7 protein-coding genes are annotated in these 14649 nt (G+C 48.6%); all 7 read left to right on the top strand.

The features are described 5' to 3' along the window. The first annotated feature begins 11 nt into the window (after positions 1–11). The 7 genes from uvrA to galU all read left to right on the top strand — a co-directional run bounded on the left by uvrA (position 12) and on the right by galU (position 14537). Complete coding sequence (gene uvrA, locus NKT06_RS28220; RefSeq protein WP_253441218.1) at positions 12–2870, top strand: excinuclease ABC subunit UvrA; 2859 nt, start codon at positions 12–14, stop codon at positions 2868–2870. Between the two features lie 333 nt (positions 2871–3203). Then, on the top strand, positions 3204–3416 hold the full coding sequence (locus tag NKT06_RS28215; protein WP_253441215.1) for a hypothetical protein: 213 nt from the start codon (positions 3204–3206) through the stop codon (positions 3414–3416). Positions 3417–3876: 460 nt separating this feature from the next. Next, positions 3877–5046, top strand: coding sequence for a S1C family serine protease (locus tag NKT06_RS28210; RefSeq protein WP_253441213.1), 1170 nt, complete (start codon positions 3877–3879; stop codon positions 5044–5046). 43 nt (positions 5047–5089) lie between these two features. Continuing rightward, the gene (locus tag NKT06_RS28205; protein WP_253441211.1) at positions 5090–6985 is read left to right on the top strand and encodes a stalk domain-containing protein; all 1896 of its coding nucleotides are present in this window, start codon (positions 5090–5092) and stop codon (positions 6983–6985) included. A 327-nt stretch (positions 6986–7312) separates the two neighbouring features. Next, entirely contained in the window at positions 7313–9826 is a 2514-nt protein-coding gene (locus tag NKT06_RS28200; RefSeq protein ID WP_253441209.1) for a U32 family peptidase, read from the top strand. A 106-nt stretch (positions 9827–9932) separates the two neighbouring features. Beyond that, positions 9933–13583 (top strand): DEAD/DEAH box helicase, encoded by a 3651-nt coding sequence (locus NKT06_RS28195; protein WP_253441207.1) that lies wholly within the window; start codon positions 9933–9935, stop codon positions 13581–13583. A gap of 75 nt (positions 13584–13658) precedes the next feature. Continuing rightward, a complete protein-coding gene (gene galU / locus NKT06_RS28190) occupies positions 13659–14537 on the top strand; it encodes a UTP--glucose-1-phosphate uridylyltransferase GalU (RefSeq protein WP_253441205.1) in 879 nt (292 codons plus the stop codon). Positions 14538–14649: the final 112 nt, after the last annotated feature.

Raw genomic sequence — 14649 nt, 5'->3', positions numbered from 1 at the left:
GATGAATACTATTGGCGAGCGATAACATTGTCATTAAAGGCGCAAGAGCGCATAACCTGAAAAATATCGACATTACCATCCCGCGTGACCGCTTTGTTGTATTGACCGGTCTGAGTGGCTCAGGCAAGTCCTCGCTGGCTTTTGACACCATCTACGCAGAAGGACAGCGACGGTATGTCGAATCATTGTCAGCTTACGCACGGCAGTTTCTGGGACAGATGGAGAAACCGGATGTTGATTCCATTGAAGGATTGTCTCCTGCGATTTCAATAGATCAGAAAACAACAAGCCGTAACCCACGTTCCACGGTAGGAACCGTGACCGAAATTTATGATTATCTGCGTCTGTTATTTGCACGAGTGGGCCATCCACATTGTCCGGACCATGGCGTGGAGATCAGTTCCCAGACCGTAGAACAAATGGTTGACCGTATTATGCAATACCCAGAGCGTACCCGGCTACAAATTTTGGCACCCATTATCTCTGGTCGTAAGGGTGAGCACAAAAGTGTGTTTGCTGATGTATCCAAGCAGGGCTTTGTCCGTGTGCGGGTGAACGGAGAACTGCGTGACCTGTCTGAAGATATTCAATTGGAGAAAAATAAAAAGCATACCATTGAAGTCGTCGTTGACCGGATTGTTGTTAAAGATGATGTACAGGCGCGTCTGGCCGACTCTATTGAAACAGCACTTAATCTGTCTGGTGGACAACTACTCGTAGACATTATGGGCGAAGAAGAATTGCGCTTCAGTTCCAACTTTGCCTGCCCGGTGTGCGGGTTCAGTATTGAAGAACTTGCGCCGCGGATGTTCTCATTTAACAGTCCTTTCGGGGCTTGCCCGGATTGTGACGGGTTAGGTGTCAAAATGATCGTTGACCCTGATCTGCTTGTACCGGATCGCAGCAAGACGATCGAAGATGGTGCTTTTGATGCCTGGACAGGTGGCACATCCACCTATTATCCGCAGTTCTTGAAGTCAGTATGTGAGCACTTCAACATTCCGCAAAATGTACCTGTCGAAGATCTGCCCGCTGAGCAGATGAACAAGTTGTTGCAGGGTACTGGTTCGGAGAAAATCCGTTTCCGATATGAGAATGATTTTGGACAACGCAAGGAAGCACTGGTTACCTTTGAAGGTATCGTGAACAATCTGGAGCGTCGTTACCGTGATACAGCTTCTGAAGGTATCCGTGAATTTATTGAGGGTTACATGAGTGCGAAGCCTTGTGGTACGTGTAAAGGTCAGCGTCTGAAACGCGAGAGTCTTGCGGTTACAATTAATGACCACAACATGGCCTATGTGACTAGTTTGTCCATTGGTGAGGCAGGCCGATTCTTCGATACATTGGAATTGACGGAGAAGGAGCAGACGATTGCCAAACTGATTTTGAAAGAAATCAACAGCCGTCTTGGCTTCCTGGTGAATGTTGGTCTGGATTACCTTACGCTGAGTCGTGCTGCCGGAACATTGTCTGGTGGGGAAGCTCAGCGGATCAGACTGGCTACACAGATCGGTTCCAGCCTGATGGGTGTACTGTATATTCTGGATGAGCCGAGTATTGGTCTGCATCAACGGGATAATGACCGCCTGATCTCAACGCTTGCACATATGCGGGATATTGGTAACACGTTGATCGTGGTAGAACATGATGAGGATACGATGATGGCTGCGGACTATATTATTGATATTGGGCCGGGTGCAGGTATCCACGGAGGTACTGTCATGTCACAGGGTACACCGGAGGAGATCATGAACGATGAGAACTCCTTAACCGGCCAATATCTGAGTGGACGCAAGTTCATTCCTGTACGTACAGAGCGCCGTAGTGTAGGAGACCGCTGGCTGGAAGTACGCGGAGCCAAAGAAAATAACCTTAAGAATCTGAACGTGAAGATTCCAGTGGGTGTATTTACTGCGGTAACGGGCGTGTCTGGTTCAGGTAAATCCACATTGATCAATGAGATTTTGTACAAAACGCTGGCACGTGATTTGAACCGTGCTCGGGTACGTCCGGGTCAGCATAAAGAAATTCGTGGTCTCGAACATATTGATAAAGTCATTGATATTGACCAGTCGCCAATCGGGCGGACACCACGTTCTAACCCGGCTACGTATACTGGAGTCTTTGATGATATCCGGGATCTGTTTGCCCAGACGAACGAAGCCAAGGTACGTGGATATAAGAAAGGCCGATTCAGCTTTAATATCAAAGGTGGACGTTGTGAAGCCTGCCGTGGAGACGGTATTATCAAAATCGAGATGCACTTCTTGCCAGACGTTTATGTTCCTTGTGAAGTCTGCAAAGGCAAACGATACAATCGGGAAACGCTTGAAGTAAAATATAAAAACAGAAACATTGCAGATGTATTGGAAATGACAGTTGAAGATGCAACCCAATTCTTCGAGAACATTCCGAAGATCCATCGCAAAATGCAGACATTAATGGATGTAGGCTTGGGTTATATCAACTTGGGACAACCTGCAACCACATTGTCTGGTGGTGAGGCCCAGCGTGTGAAGCTCGCTTCTGAGCTGTATCGCCGCAGTACAGGGAAAACCATCTACATCCTCGATGAGCCGACAACCGGTTTGCATGTGGATGATATCGACCGTCTGCTGAACGTATTGCACCGTCTGGTGGATTCCGGAGAATCGGTGTTGGTCATTGAGCATAACCTGGATGTTATCAAAACGGCGGACTATATTGTCGATCTGGGTCCGGAAGGTGGTAGCGGTGGAGGAACCATTGTTGCAACTGGAACACCTGAGGATATCATCAAAGTGGAAGCTTCCTATACGGGCAAGTACTTGAAGCCGGTTCTGGAACGGGATACCGAGCGGAGCAAAGCACTGCAATTGGTGGACTAAGATCCTCTAACCAGTAGTTATATTAATATGAATGCCAGTATTAGCCCTTCTTTCGAAAAGGTTGAGACGTTGGATTACGATCTGATGTGCTCTGCTTCCGGGAAGAAGGGCTTTCCATTTTGAATGATGCACAGTTTTTTTAAACTAAAGTTATTTCGTGAAAGTGTTTACATATGCATTATGACGAGCATTACAGGAATATTCGGCCAAATTGGCTTTTTTTCATTTTTATGGATGATAGGGCTTGCATTACAAGCAGGGTACGGATAACATAGAGGAAGATATTAGGGTATGCGTTAGCTGTTCAACTATGGTAAGGAGGTCTGTCTATCCATGCTGTTTGCAGAAGCTGCCACGGCGAGTACATCGAATTTTAATGCATTTGATATTTTTGTCATCTTATTTACAATCCTGATTTTCATCGGAGTCGTTCGGCTTCTTCGGGCACCCAAGAAGAATCTGTTTGCCATTGGATTTGCAGTAGTGAGCCTGCTTGTATTTCTGATGACGGACTATGCGATGATAACGGGTTGGTTTGGTCAGTAGAAAAGGCCACTGAAGTGAATGGAATATAAGCGATTAGTGCATGTCAAAAAGATCGGTTTTCAGTGCCGAGAAGATGGAATGAAGCTAGAAATGGAGTAGCGGAGCGTAGGCAAACTACGTGAGCAACGGACATTTCGGCTGAATTTCAACTTCGATGCTGATGATGCCACTAGGCATCCTTCGTAATCAAAAGCGAACTTATTGAACAACCTCTAAAAGAAGTATGAAGGAACACTTTCCACGGGAGACATGGAGGGTGTTTTTTTCGTTTATATCGAGCTGTTGATCAAGATTCTATCTTCTCTACTAAAATAGGACTTAAAACAATTGTATATCCAGATTCTGTATGATACATTGAGGGATACCGGAATTGCAGATGAGAGAAAGAGAGAATAGATTCAGCGATGAATCCGATGTCGAGTCGCGCAAGAAGGATGTATAGAGAGGGTCAGGTGAGAATATGAGCGTGTTGGGTAAAAAGGGGATAGCCATACTGATGGCTGCTGTACTCTCGATTAGTGTAGCGGCAACGGCCGGTGCAGCAGAATCCAAAGCGGCGATGCAAGCGAAAGTGGTAGACGGTCAAGTCTATGTGAACACCAAGGATCTGCTCAAGGCAGTTGGTGGAAGTGGACAATATGATGCCAAATCTGGAACATTCACGTACAAGGGAAGTGAAGCCATCCCCAAAGTGATCGAAAAGGTATCCCCTTCGGTCGTAGGCATTATTGGGAAATCTACCGAAGTACAGGAAGGTGCATCATCAGACGACCGCTATAATCTTGCACATGGTACAGGTGTCATTATCCGGTCCAATGGATGGATTGTAACGAATGCCCATGTGGTAGATGGATTAACAAACCCTGTGGTCGTAACGACGGATGGCAATACATACAAAATTACGAAAACATACAGTGATGCACTCAGTGATCTGGCGCTAATCAAAATCAATGCCAAATCACTCAAACCGGCGAGCTTTGCCAAAGCTTCACAAACCACTGTTGGAGAAACGGTGATTGCCTTGGGTACGCCGATTTCCTTTTCTTTGCGCAACTCGGCAACGGTAGGGGTCATTAGCGGCTTGAATCGTGGTGTTGAGGCGACCTACCGTTTGATTCAGACCGACACGGCCATTAATCCAGGAAATAGCGGAGGACCGCTGGTCAACCTGAAGGGTGAAGTGGTCGGTATCAATTCCATGAAATTTTCTGCGGTCGGCGTAGAGAGTTTGGGATTTTCGATTCCAGTGGATACCGTTCAATATATCATCGATCAGTTTTTTAAATATGGAAAAATAAAACGTGCAAGTCTGGGACTACAACTGGAAGAAAGCTGGTCTGCGATTGTGGGCCTGCCTACAGATGATCCCTTAACGATAACGGGCGTACTATCTCCTGGAGCAAAGAAAGCCAAAATCAAAGAGGGCGATGTCATCTATAGTGTGGCAGGTACACGTGTCTCCTCTGTAGTAGATATCAACGAGCTGCTCAAAACCTATCTGCCTGGGCAAAAGGTAAAGCTGTTGATGCAAACGGATGGCGATATCGTTACCCGCACGTTGGTGCTTGCTGATCGCGCAGACATCGTAGACGAGGAAGATGAAGCGTTCCTTGCAGATGAAGAACAATAAAGCCCGGCGATCAGCCCGGATGGAGAGAGGACGAAAGAACGGAATGAAAAAGTCATGGATACGTGTGCTAAGCACAGGTGTATTAACCGGGATGCTGACTATTGGAGCGGCATTACCTGTATGGGCATCTGATCTGACGACAAGTGAACTACGGGTCAAAGCGGGCAGCACGAGCGCTTATATTAACGGCGATAAGCAGGCTATAGCCAAACCTTACAAGTTCAAGGGTGTTACGATGGTGCCTGTTGGTGTGTTCAAGAAAGCTTTTGGCAGTGAAATCCGGTTGGAGAAAAATGATATTGTCAAAATCAAGGAAGGTCCGCACACGGTTACCCTAACGATTGGCAGTTCAATTGCCTGGGTAGATGGTGTAAAGAATGAGATGGGTGCTGCTCCCAAGATGGTGAATGGCGTACTTATGGTTCCACTTCGTCCGGTTGCTGCCGGTATCGGAGCGACGCTGGCTCCAAACAGTTCTGGAGAAATGGTCATTCGTCTGTTGCAAACCGATGATTCGATAGACGATGAGGACGACATTCATGCGGATGAAGGTAAGACCAGAATCGGCAACAGCTTTTACGGTTGGTCCATTAACTATCCGGCAGACCTTATGGTTTTCCAGACCGGTGAGCAGGAGCGTATGATGACTTTTGGCGCTGCAGACAACAGTTATTATCTTGAAGTGTATGTCAGCGATCAGGATGTGACTCTGGATGCGGATGATTTGTTGCAGCAACTCGTCCAGGAGGCGAAACAATCGGGAGATACGGTGCTGGATCGTGAAGCGGTGTCGAAAGGCAAAACGCCTCATGCACGGATTATCGTAAAAGATGTAGACGGCATGTTATGGGAGATGCGTCAGTATCTGAACGAAGGTCGTCAATATGATGTGTACCTCGCCGATTACGAAGCCCTGAATTATAAAGATCTGGGCAAACGTGCAGCGTTGCTCAATTCATTCCAGCCAACCTATGCGGAATCGGATCGAACGATCAAGGATCTGTCCACCGTAGATAATGGCATGCGCTCCGCGTGGAATGATGACTATGGTATTGAATTGAAGATTCCTGCCGGCTGGTCGATCGACAACAATCAGATGATCTATGAAGCCAAGGATGGTGCATATCTGCAATGGCGTGTCACTTCGGCGAAGGCAGGTACGACGGTAAAAGACTGGAGCGGCCAACTGGATAAGTGGATGCGCGAGACATTTACACCAGAGAGTTACGAGCCAATTGGCTCATATACGATGGATATCTCGGGAGAGACTGCCGAGGTGAATGAATTCCGTTATAACTTTGGCGGGGGCTGGCAGACCGAGTTCGATGTTCTTTTGCAGAAGAATGGGTATCGATATTATGCAGAGTACACGTTCCCTGAAGAGCAAAGTGCAGATCGGGCATGGTTTGAACGGATTATGAAGAGTGTCGAGATTGATTTTGATACGGTTGCCGATAATTTCGGTCAGCTGGATGAAGATCCTTATTTGACAGACAAAACGAAGACACTTACACGTACGTCCAAACGTTATCATTATAGTGTAGATATTCCGCGTTACTGGACACCTTACAGTGATCGATTCGAATATTCACCTGTGGTGTACACCTTCACGGGCGGAGAATTCTCCATTGCGGCGAGCGAAGACAAGTCGATCGAGATGACGGTCAGCCAACTGAGAGAAGCTTATGCCGAAGCCACCAAAACGCGGAAAAACTTTCAGCTGCTTCGCAGTGAGGAGCTGTCGTTTGCGGGTGTGCCTGCATTTTCCTTTACGTATCATGAGCTGGACAAAGGCGTGCCATATGCGGGTCGCCAGATTGTGTTTGAAAAGGACGGAACAACCTATACGATCACAAGTGGCTTGAATGATGCCAACAAGACAGATGTTCAGGCGGCAGCCTTGGAAAAAGCAGTGAACTCATTTACTTTTATTAAATAATTGTAGTAGAGCCGGAGGGTCAGACGACCTTTCGGTTTTTTCGCTGTGTTGGAAATGAAAATGGTAAACGGTTTTTTCAGGAAAACGTAGAAGAGTCGGTGCAGAAGTGGTACACTATACTAGTTCAGGAGTTATGACTGCTGATCTGGTGAATACGAATGACTGTAAGCTTGGAGTTCAGGCAATACAGACATAATAGATAGATATAGTAAATACCGTGACAATGCAGGTGTACCCGATAAGGTGCAGTCTTAAGCTTGGTATGTTCAGGCGTTTAAGGATATAGGGATGAAATCCGGCGGATAGCCGGCTATGGGGAGGATCTACATGAAAACAGCAACAATACGAAGAGAAGACGTTGAACTTCTGGCACCCGCTGGTGACTGGGATTGTATGCGTTCGGCGGTAGCCAATGGCGCAGATGCAATTTTCTTCGGAGTCGAAAAGTTTAATGCACGGGCACGGGCGAACAATTTCCGCATGGACGAGCTGCCGGAGATTATGGCGTTTTTGCACAGTTATGGCGTAAAAGGTTTTTTGACCTTTAATATATTGATTTTTGAAAATGAATTGACGGATGCCAAAGAACTGATTGATGCATGTGTCGATGCAGGTGTAGACGCTGTAATTGTTCAGGATTTGGGTCTGGTGAAGATGATCCGCGAGATCTCGCCGGATTTCCCGATTCATGGTTCAACACAGATGACGATTACGTCACCGGAAGCGGTCGAGTTTACGAAGCCGTTTGATATGGAACGTGTCGTTCTGGGACGGGAGAACAACCTGAAGCAGATTCAGAAAATCGGTGAACAGGCGAAGCTTCCAATGGAAGTATTCGTTCACGGTGCATTGTGTGTATCCTACTCTGGGCAATGTCTGACTTCCGAAATGTGGGGTGGACGTTCCGCCAACCGTGGGGAGTGTGCACAAGCTTGTCGTCTTCCATACGATCTAATGGTGGATGGAGTGCACAAACCGATGGGTGATGTAGCCTATCTGTTGTCACCGAAGGATCTGGCAGCGATTGATCTGATGCCGGAACTGATCGAAGCAGGAGTGACTTCTTTCAAAATAGAAGGACGTCTCAAAACGCCAGAATACGTAGCAAACGTCGTAAGTAAATATCGTAAAGCGATTGACCGTTATTTTGATGGAGATAACACACCGCCAAGCAAGGAAGAAGTTCGCGAATTGCAGCAAAGCTTCTCCCGTGGATTCACGCATGGTTTCCTGAGCGGTACAAACAACAAAGAACTGGTGGATGGAACGTTCCCGAAAAGCCGTGGTGTTTACCTCGGTCGTGTAGATCAAGTGTTGCGCGATGGTGTGGTCCTGAAGCTGGATGCACCCGTGAAACGTGGAGACGGAATTGTATTTGACGCTGGAGACCCAACGAAGAAGGAAGAAGGCGGACGGGTATACGATGTGCGTCGCAAAGGTGTAAAACTCGAAGGCGAAGCCGAAGAGGGCTGGATCGTTGACGTCGTGCCAGGCCGCAGTGATGTGGATCTGCGCCGCGTGAAAGTTGGCGACAAAGTCTGGAAAACGAATGACCCAGCGCTGGACAAACGTCTGCGTCAAAGCTTCGAGACAGAGAAACCGTTCCGTGTATTCCCGGTGAAGGTGAAAGTTATCGGCAGTCCGGGGCAGCCGCTTAGCACATGGTGGACAGACGTGCAGAAAGGCACAACCGTCCGGATTGATTCCGAGATGGAACTGGACATCGCGCAGAAGCGTCCAATGACACAGGAATTGCTCGAAGAGCAGTTCGGACGTCTGGGAGGCACCGTATTCCAGTTGGAAGGAATGGATGTCAACCTGCACGGTGACGTTATCATCCCGATGCGCGAGTTGAATAACATTCGCCGTCAGGCGGTAGAACAACTCGCGGGCGAACGTCCGAAACCACCCGTCTACGTGAAACGGGCGGTAGATGTGTACGGCGATTCGGTTAAACCGGCATCGCCAGTCGCTCGCGGTCAAGCCGAGTTGACCGCGCTCTGTCGCAGCCTGCCACAAGTGGAGGCAGCGATTGAAGCGGGCATCGGCATGATCTATGCCGACTTCGAGTTTATCAAACAGTTCCCGGCAGCCGTGGAAGCTGTGCATGCCGCTGGTCGCAAGATCGCGCTGGCAACACCGCGTATTCACATGCCTGGGGAGAACGGTTATCACAACAACATCCTGCGTCTGAAGCCGGATGCAGTGTTGGTACGTAATACAGGTGCACTGTACTTCTACCTTCGCCACCGGATGGAGAACCCGGATGCGACGCACCCGGAACTGATCGGTGACTTCTCATTGAACATCGCCAATCACAAAGCCGTTGAATTGTTCCTGGAAGCTGGATGTGACTGGATTACGCCATCCTATGACCTGAACATCCAACAAATGGTTGATTTGCTGGGCCACTCCCGTACAAGTCAGACCGAAGTGGTTATCCATCAGCATTTGCCGATGTTCCACACCGAGCACTGTGTGTATTGTACGTTTATGAGTGAAGGAACGGACTATACGAACTGTGGTCGTCCTTGTGAGGAACAACGTGCATCCCTGCAAGACCGGATCGGCATGTCTCACCCGGTACGTGTGGATGAAGGCTGCCGTAATACGGTATACAACGCAGTAGAACAGTCGGGTGCCGAGTATCTAACCAACTTTATGGATCTGGGTGTATCCCGTTACCGTGTGGAATTCCTGGAAGAGACACCGGAGCAGGTACGCGAAGTCATTGATCTGTACAACCGTGCATTGCGCGGCGAGATCAGTGGTACACAAGTGTGGAAAACACTCAAAGCAACAAATCAACTGGGAGTTACACGTGGTCAATTGGTGAAATAAACAGATTGTATGGTATAACAACAGTTACAAGCATGAAGGAACCCCAATCTCTGCTTCAAGGAGCTCTTGGGGTTTTTTTACATCATGACACAGGAGGCGGAGAAGCGTGGCGCCATTCACAATTATGGATATCAAATTGCTGTGCGGGGTCACGGCATTCAAGCGTGGAGAAGATTATAACCAATCCGGCAGGGTAACCAATCTGGTGGTCAGTAAGGATCAGCTTCATTATGAAGCGCAGGTACGTGGATCGGAGCGCTATCAGGTGACGGTGGATATAGATGAAGCGGGAGAGATTGTGGCAGGCTGCAGTTGTCCGGGTGACGGCAGACACTATGACTACTGCAAACATGTTGCCGCTGTCCTGTTGGCTATTCACGAATGGGGTGAGCAGCAGGAGCGGAATGCCACAGTTGCCTCTGGGAAGCCTCCTCAACCTGCTACAGGCCAAGGAGCCAACACTAGTTCCAACTTAGGTTCCAAGTCCAGGGTCGGGACGTTAGTGGAAGAGAGCGTGTGGGAGCGACCACAGTCTGATTCACAACGAGAGCAACTGAATGATGCTCCAGAGCGTCCTCCAGTTCATTTTGCCCAGGCAGATCGTCCAAGCTCAGCTTCGGGGTGGGGTCGCTCGGCAGATAAACCTTCTTACCGTACGGCGGATCAGATTTTGTCCATGTTTGCCAAGGATCGGAGACCGCTGCATGGAAATGACCGTAAATACACCGCCCCTGTCAACCGATCCTCCCTGCGGGAAGAGTTGCAGGTCCAGTTTATATGCAAGCTGATACAGGTTCATAAGGGTGGGGGGAAACTTGCTCTTGAACTGAAAGTGGGTAACAAACGTCTGTATGTGGTGCAGAAAGTGAAGCAATTCCTGAACTGCATCGAGAAGGGCGAGCCAATGTCATTTACCAAGCTGTTCCACTATGATCCACTGATGCATGTGTTCACTCCGCAGGATCAGGCCATTCTTTCGATGCTTATTCGAATGAGACAGAGTGAGGAGGCCTATCGCCAATCCATCTCCGGTTATCTTGGAGCTTCGGACGGACGGGATATACTGATTGCTCCGCTCGTATGGAAGCCATTGCTGGAATTGCTGCTACAGGCCGACAGTCGGATGGAGGGCACAGGATTTGCCAATGGACCACTCACACTGGGTGAGGGCGTATTGCCTTTATTTTACCGGATCGCCCAGGGAACGAATGAAGGATATCAGCTTGAAATTTCCGGACTGCGTGAACTGATTCTTCTCCCTGCTTATGATGCCGCTGTGGTGGAAGGACAGTTGCATATGTTGGAGCCGATGCAGATGCGAAGTCTGGAGGACTTGAGTGGGGCGCTCACCTCATATGGGATTAAGGAAAGCATCGATATCTCGACTCAGCAGGTGGATGAGTTTGTGCAGCATGTTGTGCCAGAACTGCGTACGCTTGGACATCTGTCCATTGACTCGCAGGTGCGTGAACAGATCGCGGAACCGGAACTAAGACCCAAGTTATACATCGACTTCTATCGTGAACGTATTACAGCACGTCTGGAATTCGACTATGAGGTCATGGTTATTAATCCGCTGGCAGAGTACTTGATAGATGAAGAAGAGAAAAAGGTTATTTTGGTGCGTGATCGATACAAAGAGAGAAACTTGATTGAACGGCTTGATCGATCCTTTCTCGAAAGAGACGGTAGTGTTTGGGCGAGTGAACGCGAAGATGCCATCTATGATGTCATGTACCATCTGTTGCCTGAGCTTGAGAAACAGGTAGATATTTATATGCCAAACGTCGTGAAGGCGATGGTGCAATCCTATCCAACACCGCCGAAAGTACGAGCGGATTTGGGAAGAGGATTGGACTGGCTGGAGATTTCATTCGAGATGGAAGGTGTGGACGAACAGGAACTTCAGGAACTCATGCGCCGCATTGTGGAAAAGAAACCGTATTTCCGTCTCAAGAGCGGTGTCTTTCTCTCGCTTGAAAATGAAGGTGCAGACAGCTTCGCTCACATGGCTGATTCACTGGGAATTGGAGCAGGTGACATCAAGAGCAGCCATATCCGGCTGCCAGCTGTTCGGGCGTTACAGTTGCCGGGCAGGGATGAAGTCTCCGGTCATGTGAAGTGGGGAGGTTCTCTGAAACGTTTCCTCGATGATCTCCGAGATCCCGAGCGGATGGATTTTGCACTGCCGGGATCTCTGACCCCCATCCTGCGGGATTATCAGAATAGCGGATACCAGTGGTTGCGTACCCTCGCTTATTATCGTTTTGGCGGCATTCTGGCGGATGATATGGGACTTGGTAAAACGTTGCAAAGCATCGCCTATATCACAGCGGTTCTTCAGGAGAAGCCTGAGTACAACATTGACCATACGGGCGGTGATAAATACCGGGAGAGCGGATCATTATGGGGTGGTGAAACATTGCCGACTTCCGACATCGATCCCGAAACTGGACTCCCATTGGATAAGATGGCATCAGAGAATACGGATGGTTCATGGTCCACGATGCTGAAGGATGGATTGACGGTCCGAACGAAGGTCATTCATCCTCCGGTACTTGTCGTGGCCCCTGCTTCGCTGACGTATAACTGGGCTAATGAGTTTGCGCGATTCGCCCCGCATTTGAACGTTCTGATCGCAGCCGGTCAGAAAGAAGAACGAGCCAGCATGCTTTCAGGCATGGATGAGGCAGATGTGATTGTGACGTCTTATCCTTTGTTACGCCGGGATCTGGACACCTATCTAGGCCGAACATTCCATACACTCATTCTGGATGAAGCTCAGGCGATCAAAAATGCTTCTTCCCAGACCGCGCAGGCAGTGAAACAAATTCAGGCGCCGCGCCGTTTTGCACTCACAGGAACGCCTGTAGAGAACTCGCTGGATGAATTGTGGTCCATTTTTGAAGCGGTATTCCCTGGTTTGTTTCCAAGCTACAGAAGATTCCGTGACCTTCCTCCAGAACGGATCTCGCGGATGGTGCGTCCGTTTATTCTGCGCCGCCTCAAGAAGGATGTGCTGGAAGAATTGCCTGATCGAATTGAAACGGTACAGCGGTCAGAGCTTACGGTTGAACAGAAGAAACTGTACGCCGCATACCTTTCCCAGCTTCAGGATGAAGCATCGAAGGACATGGAGGATAATGGATTCCAGAAGAATCGTATCAAAATTCTGGCAGGCATCACCCGTTTGCGTCAGTTGTGTTGTCATCCGGCCCTCTTTGTCGAAGGCTATCAAGGCGATTCCGGGAAAATGGAGCAGTTGCTAGAAACGGTCGAGGATTGTTTGGCTTCAGGCAAACGAATTCTGATCTTCTCCCAATTTGCGAGCATGTTGAACCTGATTCGTCAGACGCTGGCGGCACAGGGAAGAAACCTGTTCTACCTCGATGGTCAGACCCCTGCGCAGAGCCGGGTCGAGATGTGCCACAGATTTAACGAGGGTGAAGCTGAACTGTTCTTAATCTCCCTGAAAGCTGGAGGGACAGGGCTAAACTTAACGGGTGCAGATACAGTTATATTATATGATCTGTGGTGGAATCCCGCGGTGGAAGAACAGGCGATTGGCCGTGCCCATCGTATGGGACAGAAACAAGTGGTGCAAGTCATCCGTTTAGTTACCGAAGGTACAATTGAAGAGAAGATTCTGGAGCTACAGCAACGGAAGAAGGACTTGATTGCCGAAGTGATCGAACCGGGAGACGGCGGATCAACAACCTTATCCGAACAGGATATCCGCGAATTGTTGATGGTATAATGGAGTCCAAGCATCGTAGCAATAAGAATCATTAAATATATGAAAATATGTTTCTAGCAAAAGGAGTGGGTTCGTATGCGTATTCGCAAAGCGATTATTCCAGCCGCAGGGCTGGGTACCCGGTTTCTGCCTGCTACCAAGGCGATGCCTAAGGAAATGCTGCCCATCGTGGATAAGCCAACGATCCAGTACATTATTGAAGAAGCTGTCGCTTCTGGTATTGAAGATATCATTATTGTGACAGGTAAAGGGAAGCGGGCTATTGAAGATCACTTCGATTATTCATTTGAGCTGGAGCAGAATCTGGCGGACAAACAGAAGTGGGACTTGCTTAACGAAGTACGCAAACCCTCCGAGATGGCAGATATCCATTATATCCGTCAAAAGGAACCCAAGGGACTTGGTCACGCCATCTGGTGCGCCCGCAAGTTTATTGGCAACGAGCCTTTTGCTGTCCTGTTAGGGGACGACATCGTGGAAGCGAACCATCCCTGCCTGAAGCAGATGATCGATGTCTACGATGAACTTCAATCTCCGATTGTTGGTGTACAGCCTGTTGATTGGAGCGAGGTATCCCGCTACGGGATTGTAGACGGAGAATTGCTGACTCCTACCGATGAACGTGTCTTTCGCGCGCGCCGCTTAATTGAGAAACCAAAGACTGAAGATTCCCCTTCGAACCTTGCTATTATGGGACGATACATTCTTACACCGGATATTTTCGAAATACTAGGTCAGCAATCTGCTGGCGTTGGGGGCGAAATTCAACTCACGGATGCCTTGTCCCGATTGAATGAACAGCGGCAGATTCTTGCATATCATTTTGACGGACTGCGTCATGATGTTGGCGAGAAGTTGGGCTTTATTGAAACGTCCATACATTACGCGTTGCAGCGCCCGGATCTACGGAAGGATCTCTTAAAGTATTTGGAACAGGTCGTAAAGGATCAATAAATGGTTTTCCGCATACCCTTGAAGTCCAGCCGAAGAATGATATCGCGGCTGGGCTTTAATTTATTTTAAGGAAGTGTAAATATGAGGGTTATACAGGCCAATGAACAAACAC

Source organism: Paenibacillus sp. 1781tsa1 (genome assembly GCF_024159265.1).
Taxonomy (GTDB): Bacteria; Bacillota; Bacilli; order Paenibacillales; family Paenibacillaceae; genus Paenibacillus.
The sequence above is the reverse complement of the archived record's forward strand: the minus strand, read 5'-3'. Positions and strand labels throughout refer to the sequence as shown.